Origin of the sequence: Paraburkholderia hiiakae, from assembly GCF_904848665.1 — a bacterium.
GTDB lineage: Bacteria > Pseudomonadota > Gammaproteobacteria > Burkholderiales > Burkholderiaceae > Paraburkholderia > Paraburkholderia hiiakae.
In genome coordinates this window covers 70,517-88,052 of record NZ_CAJHCQ010000024.1, presented here as the reverse complement: position 1 = coordinate 88,052, position 17,536 = coordinate 70,517, and the positions used below count along the sequence as shown (strand labels likewise).

The 17,536-nt window shown below is 65.0% G+C and carries 17 protein-coding genes; 4 read left to right on the top strand and 13 right to left on the bottom strand.

Annotated features, from left to right (window positions below):
* Positions 1–10: 10 nt before the first annotated feature.
* From JMY28_RS32775 to JMY28_RS32760, 4 genes are all read right to left on the bottom strand, one after another.
* Entirely contained in the window at positions 11–706 is a 696-nt protein-coding gene (locus JMY28_RS32775; protein WP_201700032.1) for an ABC transporter permease, read from the bottom strand.
* Positions 707–755: 49 nt separating this feature from the next.
* Complete coding sequence (locus tag JMY28_RS32770) at positions 756–1,472, bottom strand: ABC transporter permease (RefSeq protein WP_201700031.1); 717 nt, start codon at positions 1,470–1,472, stop codon at positions 756–758.
* A gap of 37 nt (positions 1,473–1,509) precedes the next feature.
* Positions 1,510–2,307, bottom strand: coding sequence for a transporter substrate-binding domain-containing protein (locus JMY28_RS32765; protein WP_201700030.1), 798 nt, complete (start codon positions 2,305–2,307; stop codon positions 1,510–1,512).
* Between the two features lie 90 nt (positions 2,308–2,397).
* Positions 2,398–3,225 (bottom strand): ABC transporter ATP-binding protein, encoded by an 828-nt coding sequence (locus JMY28_RS32760; RefSeq protein WP_201700029.1) that lies wholly within the window; start codon positions 3,223–3,225, stop codon positions 2,398–2,400.
* 238 nt (positions 3,226–3,463) lie between these two features.
* On the opposite strand from JMY28_RS32760, the gene JMY28_RS32755 reads away from it, so the two are divergent.
* Entirely contained in the window at positions 3,464–4,117 is a 654-nt protein-coding gene (locus tag JMY28_RS32755; RefSeq protein ID WP_236597147.1) for a TetR family transcriptional regulator C-terminal domain-containing protein, read from the top strand.
* 94 nt (positions 4,118–4,211) lie between these two features.
* Here JMY28_RS32755 and JMY28_RS32750 read toward each other — a convergent pair whose 3' ends face one another.
* From JMY28_RS32750 to JMY28_RS32710, 9 genes are all read right to left on the bottom strand, one after another.
* Positions 4,212–5,819 carry a 5-guanidino-2-oxopentanoate decarboxylase gene (locus JMY28_RS32750; RefSeq protein ID WP_201700028.1) on the bottom strand — a complete coding sequence of 536 codons (1,608 nt, stop codon included), beginning with the start codon at positions 5,817–5,819 and terminating at the stop codon, positions 4,212–4,214.
* 52 nt (positions 5,820–5,871) lie between these two features.
* Complete coding sequence (locus JMY28_RS32745) at positions 5,872–6,522, bottom strand: MarC family protein (RefSeq protein WP_201700027.1); 651 nt, start codon at positions 6,520–6,522, stop codon at positions 5,872–5,874.
* A gap of 54 nt (positions 6,523–6,576) precedes the next feature.
* The gene (locus tag JMY28_RS32740; protein WP_201700026.1) at positions 6,577–7,512 is read right to left on the bottom strand and encodes an electron transfer flavoprotein subunit alpha/FixB family protein; all 936 of its coding nucleotides are present in this window, start codon (positions 7,510–7,512) and stop codon (positions 6,577–6,579) included.
* Between the two features lie 15 nt (positions 7,513–7,527).
* Positions 7,528–8,277, bottom strand: coding sequence for an electron transfer flavoprotein subunit beta/FixA family protein (locus tag JMY28_RS32735; protein ID WP_328809802.1), 750 nt, complete (start codon positions 8,275–8,277; stop codon positions 7,528–7,530).
* A 28-nt stretch (positions 8,278–8,305) separates the two neighbouring features.
* Positions 8,306–9,034 (bottom strand): NAD(P)H-dependent oxidoreductase, encoded by a 729-nt coding sequence (locus tag JMY28_RS32730; protein ID WP_201700024.1) that lies wholly within the window; start codon positions 9,032–9,034, stop codon positions 8,306–8,308.
* Positions 9,035–9,068: 34 nt separating this feature from the next.
* Positions 9,069–9,863, bottom strand: a complete 795-nt coding sequence (locus tag JMY28_RS32725; protein WP_201700023.1) for an ABC transporter permease — start codon at positions 9,861–9,863, stop codon at positions 9,069–9,071.
* A gap of 19 nt (positions 9,864–9,882) precedes the next feature.
* The gene (locus JMY28_RS32720; RefSeq protein ID WP_201700022.1) at positions 9,883–10,758 is read right to left on the bottom strand and encodes an ABC transporter permease; all 876 of its coding nucleotides are present in this window, start codon (positions 10,756–10,758) and stop codon (positions 9,883–9,885) included.
* Positions 10,759–10,825: 67 nt separating this feature from the next.
* Positions 10,826–11,935, bottom strand: a complete 1,110-nt coding sequence (locus JMY28_RS32715; RefSeq protein ID WP_201700021.1) for an extracellular solute-binding protein — start codon at positions 11,933–11,935, stop codon at positions 10,826–10,828.
* 89 nt (positions 11,936–12,024) lie between these two features.
* Entirely contained in the window at positions 12,025–13,182 is a 1,158-nt protein-coding gene (locus tag JMY28_RS32710; protein ID WP_236597146.1) for an ABC transporter ATP-binding protein, read from the bottom strand.
* Positions 13,183–13,324: 142 nt separating this feature from the next.
* Here JMY28_RS32710 and JMY28_RS32705 point away from each other — a divergent pair, with 142 nt between their 5' ends.
* The 3 genes from JMY28_RS32705 to JMY28_RS32695 all read left to right on the top strand — a co-directional run bounded on the left by JMY28_RS32705 (position 13,325) and on the right by JMY28_RS32695 (position 17,514).
* Entirely contained in the window at positions 13,325–14,113 is a 789-nt protein-coding gene (locus tag JMY28_RS32705) for an enoyl-CoA hydratase/isomerase family protein (RefSeq protein WP_201700020.1), read from the top strand.
* Between the two features lie 3 nt (positions 14,114–14,116).
* Entirely contained in the window at positions 14,117–15,274 is a 1,158-nt protein-coding gene (locus JMY28_RS32700; protein WP_201700019.1) for an acyl-CoA dehydrogenase family protein, read from the top strand.
* A gap of 104 nt (positions 15,275–15,378) precedes the next feature.
* Complete coding sequence (locus JMY28_RS32695) at positions 15,379–17,514, top strand: acetate--CoA ligase family protein (RefSeq protein WP_201700018.1); 2,136 nt, start codon at positions 15,379–15,381, stop codon at positions 17,512–17,514.
* Positions 17,515–17,536: the final 22 nt, after the last annotated feature.

Genomic DNA, 17,536 nt, shown 5'->3' with positions numbered 1-17,536 from the left:
TATCGTGTCTTCACCGCGCCGAACGCACCGGCACACGACGCTCGAGATAACCAAAGCCCCGCTCGATCAGGTACGCGAGCAGAACGTAAATCACGGCGATGGCGAGCAAGGGCTCATAAGTGCGCAGCGTTTGCGCGCGGATGTAGTTGGCGGCGCCGAGCACGTCCATGACCGCCACCGTCGAGGCGAGCGCCGTCGACTTGAGCAGCATCACCGTCTCGCCCGCCAGCGTCGGCAGCAGGATCTGGACGGCGCGTGGCAGCCACACGCGGCGCACGATCAGCCATGGCCGCATACCCATGGCGCGTGCGGCTTCGAGTTCGCCCTTGGGCACACCACGCAGTCCCGCGCGGATCACCTCGCCCACGTAGGCGCCCACACTCACCACCAGCGCGAACGCCACATACCAGAAACCATCGCGCAGGAACGGCCACAGCACACTCTCGCGCAGCCACGGCCACTGCGCGAAGAGCGAGCCCACGCCGTAATACAGGATGTAGATCTGCACGAGCAGCGGCGTGCCGCGTATGAGCGAGGTGAAGCCTCTGCTCGCGCCCGCGATGAGCGGGTTACGCGAGATTCGTGCGAACGCGACGACCACGGCAAACGCAAATCCCGCAACACCCGAGACCAGCAGCAGCTTGAGCGTGGTCACCACACCGAGGAGGAGCATGCTCCCGTACGACGGCAATACAGTCCAGTCCATCACAGTCACCTGCGAGAGTCAGGCCGGCAGCGGGCCGGCCACCGTGTCATCAAGCCTGCGGCATCCAGCGGCCGAAGCGGCGCTCGATCTCGCGAAAGCATGCGCCCGATACCGCCGTGATCGCGAAGTACACCGCCGCCACCATCAGGTAGTAGTGCAGATATTCGCGCGTCGATCCCGCCGCCTGCTTGGCGGTGTAGAGCAGCTCGGAGTACCCCACCACGCTGATGAGTGCGCTGTCCTTCACGAGGATGAGCCACAGGTTCGCGAAACCCGCGAGCGCATAAGGCGCCATGGCGGGCAGGATCACGCGGCGAAACACGAGCGAGGGCCGTGCGCCGAACGCGCGCCCCGCCTCGATCTGCCCGTACGGAATCGCGAGGATCGCGCCGCGGATGATCTCGGCCGCGTAAGCGCCCTGCACCACGCCGAGCACCGTGACCGCCGCCGCGAAGCCGTTGACGTTCACGTCGCCCACGCCGATGGCGCGCATCAGCAGGTTCACCGCGTCCGTGCCCGCGTAGTACAGCAGCAGGATCAGCAGCAGCTCGGGCACCGCGCGGCACACTGTCGTGTACGCGTTGGCAACGCGCTCGAGCGAGCGCACGCCCGAGAGCTTCGCCGCCGCACCCGCGAGGCCGAGCAGGAGGCCCACCGCAAACGCCCCGAACGAAATTTCGAGCGTGACGAGCGCGCCCTGCAGCAGGGCGGCCGCCCAACCATCCGGGTCGATGCCGAGATACGCCAGCCAGGTCCACGTGTTCATGCTTTATTCCCTGTTTTGCGTCGCGAGCGCGCCGGGCTCAATGCGGCCAGAGGTCGATGGAGAAGTACTTCTTCGCGATGGTGTCGTACTTGCCCGAGTCGTGAAGCTGGACGAGCGCCGTGTCGATGCGCTGCTTGAGCGTTGCATCGTTCTTCCGCAGGCCCGCGCCAATGCCGCTGCCATAGATCGCCGGGTCCATCTTCACGCTGCCCGGCCCCATCATTTCGAGCGAGGCGCCGTCCTTCGTCTTGAGGAAGTCGATCACGCCGAGCTTGTCGAGGAACATCACGTCGATACGGCCCGCCACGAGGTCGGCGTTGCAGTCGTCCTGCGTGTTGTAGAGGCGCACCGTGGCGGTATTCCCGTAGGCGGCCTTGACGAACTCCGCGTTGCCGGTGGAGCTCTGCACGCCGATCACCTTGCCCGCGAGGCCCGCCGGCGAGAGTGTCAGATGTGCGCCCTTCGGTCCGACGAAGACGCCCGGCGTTTCATAGTACGGCCGCGAAAAGGCAATGACTTTCTCGCGTTCGGGCGTGATCGACATGGAATTGAAGATCACGTCGATCTTGTCGCTTTGGAGCGCCGGAATGATGCCGTCCCACGACACTTCCTTGATCTGGCATTGCGCCTTCATCTGGTCGCACAACGCGCGAATCAGGTCGGCCTCGAAGCCGCCCCACTGCCCGGTGGGCGTCTTCATCAGGAACGGCGGATACGGCTCGGCGGCCACGCCGAAGCGCAGCGTATCCGATGCGGCCACGGCGCTGCCCGGCGCGCTCAGCATCGTCAGGGCGGCGGTGGCGGCCACGGCCAGGACGCGAATCATTTTCTTCATGGTGAAGTCCCTCTATCGAAGTACGGGTTGAACGTGAAACTTGCGTGGGTGCGCTGGCGGCCGCCTTGTGCGGGGCCGCGAGCACGCCATTCAATGGCGCTGCTGATGCGCGGTGACGAATTGCCGGCATCGCTCGCTTCGCGGCGCGCCGAACACCTGCTCGGGCGTGCCGCTTTCTTCGATGCGCCCCTGATGCAGGAAAACGACCTTGCTGGAAACGTCGCGTGCAAAATCCATCTCGTGCGTGACCAGCAGCATCGTGCGGCCTTCGCAGGCGAGATCGCGGATCACTTTCAGGACTTCCCCCACGCGCTCCGGGTCGAGCGCCGAGGTGGGTTCGTCGAACAGCATGACCTTCGGGCGCATGGCGAGCGCTCGCGCGATCGCCACACGCTGTTGCTGGCCGCCGGAAAGGAACGCGGGATAGACATGACGTTTGTCGGCGAGACCGACACGTTCGAGCAGTTGCTCGGCGCGCGCGATGGCTTCGGCACGCGGTTCGCGCAGCACGTGCACCGGCATTTCGATGACGTTTTCCAGCACCGTGCGGTGCGCCCACAGGTTGAAGCTCTGGAACACCATGCCGAGCCGCGTGCGGATGCGCTCGACCTGGCGCGCGTCGCGGGCGATGGTGCGGCCCTTGCGGTCGGTGCCGAGCCGGATCTCCTCGCCGTCCACGACGATCCGCCCGCTCGTGGGCATTTCCAGCAGGTTGATGCAGCGAAGCAGCGTGCTCTTGCCCGAGCCGCTCGCACCGATCAGCGAGATCACCTCGCCTTCGTTCGCGCCGAGCGATACACCCTTGAGCACCTCCAGATCGCCGAAGGACTTGTGCAGGTTGTCGACGCGCACACGCTGCGCGCCCCCTTCCCGCTGTGCGTCGCGGTTCTGCGCAGTGTCGTTTGCCACGGCCAGCATGTTGTCTCCAGTGCCATCTGCTGATGCGATAAAACGGCGCGCTCGCAGTGGCTTGTTGAATGGTCAACCAACCTCGTTGTGTTCACGAGTATATTTTTTATTGAACGATGGTTCAACTCGTTTCAATAAACTTTTTGTGCCGGGAAGACCCTACTGTTCTGGGAGCGCGGCGTCGCAATTGAACAACTTTCCGGTAGTCGAATATAATCGGTCGAGTAACGACAGTGAAAGGTGACCTGTGCCAAAAACAACCCGCAAAGAACCCGTGCCCACGCGAGGGCGCGGCGTGCGCGAAACGCCTGAGGTACGCCAGCAGTTGATCATCGAGGCGACGATGCGCTGCATTGCGCGCTTCAGCTATTCCGACACCACGATCGATCGCATCTGCGCCGAGGCCAAGGTCTCGCGCGGGCTCATCAACCATCACTTCCAGTCGAAAGACGAGCTGATGGCGCAGACGTACAAGCGCCTGGCCGCCGACCTGCAGGAAGTCTCGCGCGCGGCCGCGGCCGACGCGGTGGGCCCCGAGGCGAAGCTCGACGCGATCATTCGGGTATGTTTTGCGGCCCCGGTATTCGCGCCGAAGAACGTGAAGGTGTGGCTTGGATTCTGGAGCGTCGCGCATAGCGACCCGGTCATCCGCAAGGCGCACAAGGAGCTCTATAGCGGCTACCGGCGGGCGCTCAAAAAGCTGTTCGACCAGATCGGCGAAGTGCGCGGCGTGGAGATCGACAGCGATCTCGCCGCGCTCACCTTGACCTCGTTGATCGATGGCTTCTGGCTGGAGCTTGCGCGCGACCCGACTTCGTTCACGGCAGAAGACGCGCTGCGGAGCTGTCTGGACATCGTCGAGAACTTCGTCACGGCCAAAGCCGTGCGCAAGCGCGCCTGAGCGCGCCAGGTTTCGGCCGCGCTCTTGAATACACAAGCCGCCGCCCCTTATCAGGGCGGCGGCTTTTTTGTTGCCGCAAGCTCCTGGCGGAACCTCACGCCACGCAGATTTCGATCAGCGTCGGCGCGTCCTGCCTGCTCGCATGCCGCAGCGCGTCGGCAAGCGACTCGCCTTCGGCAACGCGTTGTGCCTGCCAGCCATACGCACTGGCGAGCGCGACGAAGTCCGGCGTGTGCAAATCGACGCCGATCGGCTCGACCCCACGCTGCAACATCGCGTTCTTGATCTCGCCATAGCCGCGATTGTTCAGCAGCAGCACGATCACGCGCGCGCCATGCTGGCGCGCAGTCCCAAGCTCGCCCAGCGTGTACTGCAAGCCCCCGTCGCCCGCGAGACACACGACCGGCCGCGCCGGGTCGCCGAGACTCGCACCGATGGCGGCCGGCAAGCCGTAGCCCAGCGAGCCGAAGCCCACGGAGGCATTGAACCAGCTGCGCGGCCGCGGCGCCGCGTAACCGATGTTGCCCGAGTAGACCATGCGCGTGGAGTCACCCACGATGCACGCCTGCGGCAGCGCCTCACGCACGCTATCGAGCAAGGCGAGATCGCGCTGCGTTTGCGCGTCGGCTTCCCGACTCGCGGCTTCACGGCACACAGCCGCGCGCGCGGCGCCGGGCGAGCCCGCGCCTTCCGCGCGCGCGCCCGGCTCGCCCCACGCGCGGCGCAAGGCCGCGATGGTCTCGGCCACGTCGCCAAGGAGCGGCAAATCGGGCGGCGCGTTGCGAAAGAGTTGCTGCGCATCGATATCGATGCGCGCGAGCGTGCGCGGCGCGACGAAGCTGCCGTCTGCGTAAAGATCGTAATCGGTCGGGCCAAGCTCCGTGCCCAGTGCGATCACGAGATCGCTATCGCGCATCAGCGTGCGCACGGCCGCGCCCGAAGCCGACCACGAGATACCGAGCGGATGCGTGGGGGCGAGGATGCCGCGCCCGTTGATCGTCATGACCACAGGCGCATCGAGCGCTTGTGCGAGCCAGCGCACCTCGTCGGCAGCGGCGAGCGCTCCGCCGCCCGCGAGAATCAGCGGCGCCCTGGCACGCTGCGCGGCCTCGCGCAGCGCGTCCACCGCGTGCGCGGCCGCGGGGCCGACCTGCACACGCCTGGGTGCGGGCGGCGGCGACGGCAACGCGCCCGCGGGCGCATTGATGACGTCGAGCGGCAACTCGATATGTACGGGGCGCGGGCGCGCGCCCGAAAACACCGCGAAGGCGCGCGCCATGACCTGAGGCAGTTCTTCGGCGCGCGTGACGGTGTGGCTGAACGCAGCGACGCTGCCGGCAAGCTGCCGCTGATCCGGCAGCTCGTGCAGATGGCCGTTGCCCGACCCCATCTGCCCGAGCGCATTGACACTCGAAATCACGAGCATGGGAATCGAGTCCGCGCTGGCCTGCGCCATCGCCGTCGCGATGTTCGTGACGCCAGGGCCGGTGATCACGAAGCACACACCGGGACGCCCCGTGGCGCGCGCATAGCCATCGGCCATGAAGCCGAGCCCTTGCTCGTGGCGCGCCGTAATATGGCGCATGCCGCTCTTTTCGAGGCCGCGATAGAGGTCGATCGTATGCACGCCGGGAATACCGAAGACGGTATCCACGCCATAGGCCGCAAGCAACTCGACGAGGTACATGCCGACTGTTTTCATAAGCTGTCTTGAATGATTCAGGTGAATTATTGAAAACCGGCGAGCCGGTCTGTCATGAAGCGAGGCCCGGCAGCAATTCGCGTATGCCCTGCGCTAGCATCTGGAAAGCGATGGCGGTCAGCACGATGCCCGAAAGCCGCTCGACGATCGTCCGGCCGATTTCGCTCAAGCGCTTGCACCACGAGCCCGAGCACAGGTACGTGAGGGCGATCACGCCCGCATGCAGCACGCATGCAGCGCTCACGATGCTCAGATCGGCGATCGTATGAAAGCGCGTGGCCGTCGTGATGACGAGCGAGATCACCGCGCTGCCGATCGAAAGCGGGAAAATCAGCGGCACCGCGATATAGCTGCGCCACTGCGCGTGTTCGAGCCGGCCCGTGCCGCTGCGCCGTTCGTCCCGCTGTTCGTCTCTTTCCGCGTGGGTGCCACGCATCATCGGAATCGACCACAGACAGAGCACGAGACCACCCGTGAGCGTCAGCGCGCCGAGCGTGAGGCCCAGCATGCGCAGCAAGAACTGGCCGCCCCACACCGAGGCGACCATCAGCACCGCGATCCACACGAACAGGCGCAGGGCGATCCGCCGCTGCGTCGCGTCGGGGAAATGGCCGGTGACCGCCGCGTACATGGGCATCGCAACGGGCGGGCAGAACAACGTCATCAGGCCCGTGAGGAACAGCAGTACGTCGCTGGACGTCATGGTGGTCTTGTGCGGTTGGATCGTCTGGTTGGGGATGGGCTGCGCTCAGGCGAATCAGGCGGGTGCGTTCGCCCACTCGGGCACCGCCGTGAACAGGTCGCCTACGAGGCCATAGTCGGCCACGCTGAAGATCGGCGCTTCTTCGTCCTTGTTGATCGCAACGATGACCTTCGAGTCCTTCATGCCTGCAAGGTGCTGGATCGCGCCGGAGATACCGACTGCCACGTACAACTGCGGTGCGACGATCTTGCCGGTTTGGCCCACTTGATAATCGTTCGGGACGTAACCCGCGTCGACGGCTGCACGCGAAGCGCCGAGCGCGGCATTGAGCTTGTCGGCCAGCGGCTCCAGAACCTTCGTGTAGTTTTCCCCGCTGCCAAGACCGCGGCCACCCGAGACGATGATCTTCGCGCTCGTGAGTTCCGGGCGATCGAGCTTCGTGACTTCACGGCTCACGAACTGCGAGAGGCCGCTGTCTGCTGCTGGTTCGAGCTTCTCGACCGCTGCGCTGCCGCCTTCGGCCGCCACGGCGTCGAACGCCGTCGTGCGAACGGTGATGACCTTGATGGCGTCTTGCGATTGCACCGTCGCGATTGCGTTGCCCGCATAGATGGGGCGCTCGAACGTATCCGGCGAATCGACAGCGGTGATATCGCTGATCTGCGCAACGTCGAGCTTTGCGGCAATACGCGGCGCGACGTTCTTGCCTAAAGCCGTTGCGGGCGCAAGGATATGCGAGTACTGCTTCGCGATGCTCAGCACGGTTGCTTCGACGTTTTCTGCGAGACCCTGTTCGAGGTGCGGCGCATCGGCGAGCAGTACCTTGGCCACGCCTGCAATCTTCGCCGCTGCGTCCGCTGCCGCCTGAGCGTTGTGCCCTGCAATCAGCACATGCACGTCACCGCCAATCTTTTGCGCGGCAGCCACGGTGTTCAGTGTTGCGGCCTTTATGGTCACGTTGTCGTGTTCAGCAATTACCAGATTCGTCATTTCTAATTCGCTCCCTCACAGCACCTTGGCTTCGGATTTCAGCTTGTCGATCAGCGCGGCAACGTCGGGCACCTTCACACCGGCGCTACGCTTGGGCGGCTCGGCAACCTTCAACGTTTTCAGGCGCGGCGTGACGTCAACGCCCAGGTCTCCCGGCTTGATCGTTTCGAGCGGCTTCTTTTTTGCCTTCATGATGTTCGGCAGCGTGACGTAGCGCGGCTCGTTCAGGCGCAGGTCGGTCGTGACCACTGCGGGCAGCGTCAGCGAGAGCGTTTCCGCCCCGCCATCCACTTCGCGCGATACCGTAGCCGTGCCATCGGCAACCACGACCTTCGATGCAAACGTGGCTTGCGGCAAACCCGCCAAAGCCGCAAGCATCTGCCCTGTCTGATTCGAATCGTCGTCGATAGCCTGCTTGCCGACAATGACGAGCGAAGGCTGCTCTTTATCGACAACCGCCTTCAAAAGCTTCGCGACAGCCAGCGGCTGCAAATCCTCACTCGATTCGATGAGAATCGCTCGATCCGCACCGATAGCGAGCGCCGTGCGCAGCGTCTCCTGCGCCTGCGAAACACCACACGAAACCGCGATCACTTCGGTCGCGACACCCGATTCTCTCAAGCGCACCGCTTCCTCCACGGCGATTTCATCAAACGGATTCATCGAAAATTTTACGTTGGCGATATCCACGCCCGTGCCGTCCAGCTTCACGCGAACTTTCACGTTGTAGTCCACCACGCGCTTCACGGCTACCAGTACCTTCACACTCATCGCATTCTTCCGTTCAGGTTAATCAGTCTTGCTCACTAAGTTGTTCGACGCGCGCACGCGGGCGCATCTCCGTGTCGAAGTCGTCGAGTGTCGGAAACGCGAGCGGCTGCAACTGGTCGAGCTTCGTGAGGTAGTCGGCATAACGCGCGAGTATCGCCACCCGTTCTTCGTTCGGGAGATACGGCACGTGGTACCCGACGAACGACGGCAGCACCTCGAAGCCCGCATAACCCAGCGTGCCGCGCAACATGTGGCGCAGCATGAGATCCATTTCTCCGTGCACGCCATTGGGTCCGAACATGAAGTCGCGGCCGCCGCACGTGTAGGCCAGCATCGCGCGCTTGCCGCGCATGCCGCCGCGGTCGTAAAAGCGCACGCCGCCGTACACCTTCCCCGACACCATCACGCGATCGATCCATCCTTTCATGATCGCGGGCACCGAGCACCAGAACAGCGGAAAGCTGAAGATGACCAGGTCGCAGGCCAGCAGCTTTTCCAGTTCCGCGGCGATATCGGGCGCGATAGCGTCGGCGCTCACGTTCTCGCGCTGTTCCAGCGCGTAGACGAGATAGTCCGCGTTGCGCCGCATGCCGAAGTCCGCCGCGCTCGCCACGGGATTCCAGTTCATGGCGTAGAGGTCCGATACCATCACCTCGTGCCCCTGCGCTTCGAGCGTGCGCACCGCGCAATGCTGCATGGACGTGGTGAACGACTGCGGTTCGGGGTGGGCGTGAACGATCAATACCTTCATGTTTTCTATGTCTCCAGTGCTGCAATTGCAATAGTCAGAGTTCGCCCGCCGTGCGCCTGCGCGCGAGCGACAGCGCAATGGCGGCGCACGTGGCGACGAGCATCAGCGTGGACACGGCGGCAATGGCCGGGTCGACGTTCTCGCGCATCCCGTCCCACATGCGGCGCGGCAGCGTATAGATATGGCGGCTCGAAATGAAGAGCGTGACCACGAGTTCGTCCCACGAGAGGATGAACGCGAATATCGTGGCCGAGAGCACGCCGGGGCGAATCAGCGGCAGGATCACGTGGCGCAGCGTCTGGTAGAGATTCGCGCCGAGATTGCGCGACGCCTGCTCGACCTTGAGCCCGAGTGTCGCGAGTGAAGTGGAGACGGACACCACGACATAAGGCACCGTCAACACCACGTGCGCGAGTATCGTGCCGGTATAGCTGTCGAGTAGTCGCCAGTCCGCCCAGAGCCGGTAGAACGCGAGCGCCGAGACGATGGGCGGCACGATGAGTGGAAAGAGGATCACAAGTCGCACGGCTTCGCCGCGAGGCGACGCGATCTTCCACAGGCCGATGGCGCACAACGTGCCGAGCGTCACGGAGATCGCGGCCGAGGCCAGCGCGATCACGCCGCTCTGCAGGAAACTCGCGAGCCAGCCGTCGTCTTCGAACAGCACGGCGTAGTGGCGCGTGGACATGGCGCCGCCCGGCATCGAGAGATAGTCGTTGGGCGTGAGCGACACCGGCACCGAGACCAGCAGCGGCAGCAGCAGGAACAGGATGGCCGCCCACGCCACGCCGATCACGAGTGCGCGTCCGATGGTGAATCTGGAATTCATAAGGTTTCCTTAGGTCCAGTTACTTCGCGCCGAACAACTCGCGTAGGTCAACGAAGCGCGAGAGCGCGGCCAGCGCGGCCACGATCGCGATCAGCAGCACGCTTGCCAGCGCGGCGCCGCTGCCCCAGTTCACCAGTTGCAGGACTTGTGTGCTGATGTACTCCGCCACCATCACGGTACGCCCGCCGCCCAGAATCACCGGCGTCACATAAAAGCCGAGCGAGAAAATGAACACGAGCAAGGCTGCGCCGTAGATGCCGGGCAGCGTCTGCGGGAAATACACCTTGCGGAACGTGAGGAAGGCGCTCGCGCCCAGCCCTTGCGAAGCTCGCGCGAGCTGCGGGTCGATGCCCTTCATGTTCGAATACAGCGGCAACACCGCATAGGGGATCATGAAGTGCGCCATGCCCACCACCACGCCGAACTGGTTGCGCATGAGTTGCAGCGGTTCATCGGTCAGGCCGAGCGCGATCAGCGTGTTGTTCACGAGACCCTGCTCGCCGAGCAGGAAGAGCCACGAGAACGCGCGGATCAGCACCGAGGCCCAGAACGGCACGAGAAGGCCGAAGAACAGCGCCATGCGCTGACGCGGCCCGACGTGCACCATGGCGAACGCAATGGCATAGCCGAGCGCCACCGAGATCACGGTGGTCATGCTGCAAATGCGCAGCGTGGTCCACAGCACGCGATGCACGCTCGCGTTGTCGATAAAGCGCGCGTAGTTCTGCAGCCCCGGCTGCGGCACGGAAAAGCTCAGCCACAACACGCGCAGCAAGGGGAACAGGTACAGCACGGCGAGCAGCGCCAGCAGCGGCACCACGAGCAGCCAGTAGCGGTCGATACGCTTGCGCGGCAGCGCGGCAAGCTCAGGCGCGGAAGAAGCGAGGGTATTCATGGGGCGACGTTCGATGAAGGTTCGGCAGGTCGCCGGCGTGTTGCCAGCCGGCGACGGACGTTCGGTTTCACGAGGACATCAGGTCGGTGTAGCGCTGCAAGGTGGCGTCGTAGTTCTGCGCCCACCAGGCCGGATCGACCTTGCACTGCTTCGCCCAGTTCTCCGGCGTGCCCGGATTGTCCGCGCGCAGCGTGGCGGGCACCTCCTCCGTCGCCGCCGGTGTCACCGGGCCGTTGCCGAGCGCCGAGAGCAGCTTGAGCTGCGGCTCGATGCCCTGGACGAACTTGATGAACTGCCACACCTGGTCGCCGGCCGGATTGTTCTTCGGCACGGACCACACGTCGCACGAAGCCAGGCCCTGGTCCCACGTATAGCGGAAACGCCCCTTGCTTTCGCGCTGGATCGCGTTCGCACGCGTATGCCAGATGCAGGCCATGCTCACTTCGCCGTCGCGCAGCAATTGCAGGCTGTCCGCGCCGGAATCCCACAGCAGCACATTGGGCTTGAGCACCTTGAGCTTGTTGAATGCGCGCTTCGTGTCGAGCGGGTAGACCTTGTCCTTGTCCACGCCGTCCGCCATCAGCGCCGCTTCGAGCGAGCCGCCCATCCACTTCCACAAGCTGCGTTTGCCGGGGAACTGGTTCACGTTCCAGAAGTCGGCCCAGTTCTTCGGCGGATTCGCGCCGAACTTCTGCGAGTCGTAAGCGAGCACGTAGCTGAGCAAATAAGCTGGCGCGCCGAAATCGGAGGCGAGCCCCGGCAACGCGAGCCGGTTCACCACCGAGTAGTCGATCGTGCGCAGAAAGCCCTGCTTGCCGAGCTTGATCGCCTCGAAGCCGTCGAGGTCCATCACGTCCCAGATGACATTGCCGTTCTCGACCATCGCCTTGATCTTGCCGTCGTCCGGCGACGAGTCGTAGCCCATGCGGATGCCCGTCGCCTTCGTGAACGGGTCCATGTACGCCGTGCGGAACGCGGTGCGCCCTTCGCCGCCCCATGCGCTGAGCACGATCTCCTTCGGGTTCGATGCGCGCGCCGCGCCGCTCCAGACCGACAGCAGCGTGGGCGCGATACCCGCCGCCGCGCACAGCTTGAGGAAGTTGCGGCGGCCCTGTTCGGTGCGGGGTTCGAGATCGCGCGCCTGTTCGATGAGGTCGCGCATATGGCGTTGCGTCATGGTGTCTCCTGTATTTTGTTTCGCTCGATGGATGGATTTCAGTCGCGTGCTTGCGGGTAGGTTCGCCAGCCGCGCTTCGCTGGTCGCATTTAGCTCGCTGCGAGCGGCGACGTGGCGTCGCGCTCCCACTGCACGAAAACTTCCATGCCGGTATGCGGCGAGGCGAGTCCCTTCCACGCCGGCACGTCGGCGATCATGCGGCCGAGTTCCGCCGTCTGCACCTCGAACCGGAACGACGCGCCAAAGTAGTTCCAGTGCACGACGCGGCCGCTCACTTCGTTGAGCGCACCGCGGCTCGACGCCGTGGCAATGCTGACCTTCTCGGGACGCAGCGCGAACAGGACCTTCTCACCAGCCCGTCTGCTGCATGCACTCGCCGTAAATTGCCGGTTGCCTGCGCGATACACGGTGATGCCCTCGCCCGTGCCCACGGCCTCGCCTTCGATGAAGTTGCTCTCGCCAAGGAAATCGGCGACAAAGCGATTGCCCGGCCGCTCGTATAGTTCGCCCGGCGCGCCGATCTGTTCGAGCCGCCCGTCGCGCATGATCGCGATGCGGTCCGACATCGAAAGCGCCTCTTCCTGATCGTGCGTGACGAAGAGGAACGTCGCGCCAAGGCGCTCGTGCAGCGCCTTCAACTCGATCTGCACCTCGCAGCGCAGCTTGCGGTCGAGCGCGCCAAGCGGCTCGTCTAGCAGCACGACGTCGGGGTTGAACACGAGCGCCCGCGCGAGCGCCACGCGCTGCTGCTGCCCACCCGACATCTGGCGCGGCAGGCGGTCCGCAAGGTGGCCCAGACGCACCTGGTCGAGCGCCTGCTTCACGCGCTTCACGGCGTCCGGGCCTTTCTGGCCGCGCACCATCAGCGGATACGCCACGTTCTGCTGCACGGTCATGTGTGGAAAGAGCGCGTAGCCCTGAAACACCATGCCGAAGTTGCGTTTCTCCGGGGGCAGCGCAACGATGCTTTTCGCGCCCACGCGCAGATCGCCGCCCGTGGGCTGTTCGAAGCCCGCCACCATCATCAGCAGCGTGGTCTTGCCCGACCCGGATGGCCCGAGTATGGTCAGAAACTCGCCGCGCGGGATGTCAATCGTGGTTTCCTGCACTGCCACGACGCTCCCATAGCGCTTGGACACCCGGTCGATCGACAGCCCCGCACCGGCTGCCACGCGACTCGCGCTCGCCGGCGCCGCACCGGCACGCCAGCCGACATTCATTTCCGCACTCGCATGACCTGCTTCCACTCTTCGTCTCCTGATCGTTTTTCCGATTTGGGTTGAACGTTCATTTAACAGAACTTATACTATGCCGAAGTGGAGGCTGCAAGTAGAGCGGACCCTTGCCCGCCCAGGGCCCGCATAATCAGACAGGAGACTGACGAAAACCATGATGACAGAAGAGATCCGTATCGATTCGCGCAACGGTGTCGTCACCGTGCGCATAGACCGGCCGGCGGCCCGCAATGCGCTTGCGCGTGTGCACCTGGACCGGTTGCGCGCGCTGCTCGAAAGTTATGCGCAGGACCCGTCGGTGCGCTGCCTCGTGATCACCGGCACCGGCAAGGCATTCTGTGCGGGCGCTGATGTGGAGGAATGGGCGCAGGCGGAGGCGAACGGCGAACTCGACACGTACGGCTGGAGCGAAAAGGCGCACGCGTTCGTGCAGTTGCTCGCGGCGTTTCCGCGCCCGACGGTGGCCGCGCTCAACGGCTCGACAGTGGGCGCCGGCACCGACATCGGCTTTGCGTGTGACTTTCGCATCGCCAGTGCGAGCGCGTCGCTGCGCTGCGGCTACACGGGCATGGGCTACAGCCCGGACATGGGCGGCAGCTGGTTCCTCGCGCGTCTCGCGCGGCCCGACGTCGCGCGCCGTTTCGTCTTTCTGAACGAACGCTGGAGCGCCGAACAGGCGCTTGCCGCAGGCCTGGTTTCAGAAGTGGTCGATGATGATGCGTTCGAAGCGCACGTTGCGCGCTTTGCCGCCCAGCTTGCAGCGGGTCCGAGCGTTGCGTTCGGCCATACCAAGGCGCTCTTCGCCCGCTCCCTCAACAGCACGCTCGCCGAGCAGCTTCAAGCCGAACTGAGCGCCGGTCTCGCCTGCGGTCATAGCGAAGACGGTCAGGAAGCCCTTCGCGCGTCGAAAGAACGGCGCGCCCCACAATTCGCAGGGAGATAACGCGTGGAATTCTCGTTGACCCATGAGCAGGAAATGCTGGTTTCGTCGGTGCGCAGCTTCGTGGAAAAGGAGCTGCAGCCGCACGAATTCGCCGTGGACCGCGCCGACGAAGTGCCGCCTGCGCTCGCCGCCTCGATCCGCAAGAAGTCCATCGAACTCGGCCTCTACGCGTTCAACATGCCCGAGAGCGTCGGCGGCGCGGGGCTTGATTACTTGAGCCAGGCGCTCGTCGAACGTGAACTCGGACGCACGAGCTGGGCGCTGCACGTTTTCGTCGCACGCCCCAGCAAGATCTTGATGGCCTGCAAAGGCGAGCAGATCGAGCGCTATCTGAAACCGAGCGTGCGCGGCGATCGCGTGGACTGCTTCGCACTCACGGAACCGGGCGCGGGCTCCGATGCCATGGGCATCCGCACGCGCGCGGTACGCGACGGCGATCACTACGTGATCAACGGCAGCAAGCACTTCATCAGCCACGCGGAAACCGCGGACTTCGTGATCCTGTTCGCCGTGACGGGCGAAGAGGAACGGCGCGGCCGCACGCGCAAACTCGTCACCTGCTTCCTGATCGACAAGGACACGCCGGGCATGACCGTGCGGCGCGGCCCGCATTGCACGAGCCTGCGCGGCTATCATCAATCGGAGATTTTCCTCACCGATTGCCGCGTGCATGTCTCGCAGATCCTGGGTGAAGAGCATCACGGCTTCGATCTGGCCAGCGAATGGCTGACCGCCGGCCGTGTGATGGTGGCGGCCAATAATATCGGCCGTGCGCAGCGCGCGTTCGAAATGGCGGCCGAATGGGCGGCCACGCGCCAGCAGTTCGGCAAGCGTATCGGTGACTTCCAGGGCACGTCGTTCAAGCTTGCCGACATGGCCACCGAAATCCGCGCGGCGGAACTGGTTACGTTCTACACGGCCGACAAGCTCGACAAGGGCACGATGACCGACGGGGACGCCGCGCTCGCCAAGCTGCTCGCAACCGAAACGCTCGGACGCGTCACCGATCACGCGGTGCAGATCTACGGCGGCATGGGCCTGATGGACGAACTGCCCATCGAGCGCTTCTGGCGCGACGCGCGCATCGAGCGTATCTGGGAAGGCACTTCGGAAATCCAGCGCCACATCCTCTCGAAGGAAATCATGCGGCAGTACAGCTAACGAACGAGACGGCAGGCGCGCTGCAGCGCGCCTCTCGCTGCTCCATGCTCAAACTCAAGCTCATGCGCTGACGCGCGCCTATGCTTTTACAGAACACACCCGCCATGGCCCACACCCGTGCCAACGAACGCGGCGACACCGCAGTCGCCGCAAATCTGCATCGACTTCTCAACCCCACAAGCATTGCGTTCATTGGCGGACGCAGCATCGCATCCGCGCTGCAACGCTCGCGCGAATTCGGCTTCAAGGGTGACATCTGGCTCGTCAATCCCACGCATGCCGAGATCGACGGCGAGCGCTGCTACGCCCGCGTGGAAGACCTGCCGCGCGCGCCCGACGCGACTTTCATCGCCGTGCCCTCAACGGCTGCGATTGGCGTCGTTCGCGAGCTTGCCGCGCGCGGCGCGGGCGGCGCCGTGGTCTACGCATCGGGCTTTTCGGAAACCGGCGCCGAGGGCGCTGCATTGCAAGCGAGCCTGCTGGAAGCAGCGGGCGACATGGCGATGCTGGGACCCAATTGCTATGGATTGCTCAATGGTCTGGACGGCAGCGCACTGTGGCCCGTGGCGCACGGCACGGCGCGTGTCGAGCGTGGCGTCGCCGTGATCACGCAAAGCGGCAATCTCGCCTACAACCTCTCGATGAGCGCACGCGGTCTGCCTTTCGCGTATCTCGCGAGCGTCGGCAACCAGGCGCAGGTGGATGTGGCGCGGCTCGTCAACGCCTTCGTCGACGACGAGCGTGTGCGCGCGATCGGCATGCATATCGAAGGGCTCAAGGACGTGAGCGCGTTCAGCGAGGCCGCCACGCGCGCGCTCGCGCGAGGCGTGCCGATCGTCGCGCTCAAGAGCGGCGTCTCGGAACTGGGCGCACAGCTCGCGCTGAGCCACACCAGTTCGCTCGCGGGCGCCGATTCACTCTACGACGCCCTCTTCCAGCGCCTCGGCGTGATCCGCGCGCGCGACCCGGTCGAACTCGTGGAAACGCTCAAGCTGCTCTCCATCGCCGGTGTGCCCAGGCGCAGCACGCTCGCCGCGCTCGCGACTTCGGGCGGCGACGCGGGCCTCGTCGCCGATCTCGCCGAGGCGCAGAACATCGCCTTTCCCGCTGTGAGCGAGCGCGGCCGGGCCACGCTGCAGGGCGTGCTGCCGCCCTATGCGAACATCGCCAATCCGCTCGATTTCACGACCACACCCTGGGGCCGCCCCGACGCCATGCGCACCTGCTGCGACGCATTGCTCAGTGAGCAGCCCGGCGCCGCGGCGATGATTCTCGACTACCCGAAAGAAGAGACCGGCGAGCGCCCCCAGTGCGATATCGCCGCCGATGCCTTCGCGGCCAGCGCGCGCGCCCACGGCGTACCCGCCGCCTTGATCTCCGTGTTTCCCGAACTCACGCCGCCCGAGCACGCGCTGCGCATGGCCGCTGCTGGCGTCGCGCCCTTGCAGGGGCTGCGCGAAGGCATCGCGGCATTGGGCGCGGCGATGTGGTATGGCAAAACACGCGAAGCGCGGCTGGCAGAAGACCGCCTCTCGTCGCTGCCGGTGCTGCGCGTGCCGGGTCTCGCCGCAAGCGACGCGCCTGGCCGTCTGCTCGACGAATGGGCAAGCAAGCGCCTGCTGGCCGGATACGGGCTGGACGTCCCCGAAGCCGTGTGCGTGAGCCCAGCCGTTGCGCCTGCCGCGGCGCAGCGCCTCGGCTTCCCGGTTTGCGTGAAGGTCGTGAGTGAACACCTGCCACACAAGACCGAAGCAGGTGCCGTCGCACTGCGGCTCGATTCGCCCGAGGCCGTGGCTCGGGCCGTTACGCGCATGACGGAAAGCGTCGCGCGCTATGCCCCGGAGGTCGTGGTCGAACGCATCCTCGTCGAGCGCATGGCGAGCCCGCCGCTCATGGAGCTGATCGTGGGCGTCAAGCGCGATGCCAGCTTCGGTCTCGCGCTGGTGCTTGGCAGCGGCGGCGTCCTGGTCGAACTGATCCGCGATACCGCCACGTTGCTGCTGCCCGCAAGCGAGCAGGACGTACGCGCAGCGCTGCTCGGCCTCAAGCTCGGGCCGTTGCTCACTGGCTACCGCGGCAGTGCCCCCGCCGATCTCGATGCGGTCGTGCGCAACGTCATGGCCATCGCGCGCTTCGCGCAGGACCACGCGCAAACGCTGCTCGAACTCGACGTGAATCCGCTGCTGGTGTCGAAGGATGGCGCGGTAGCCGTCGATGCGCTCGTCCGTCTCGCAAGCTGACGCATACGAAGCCGCGCGCCGC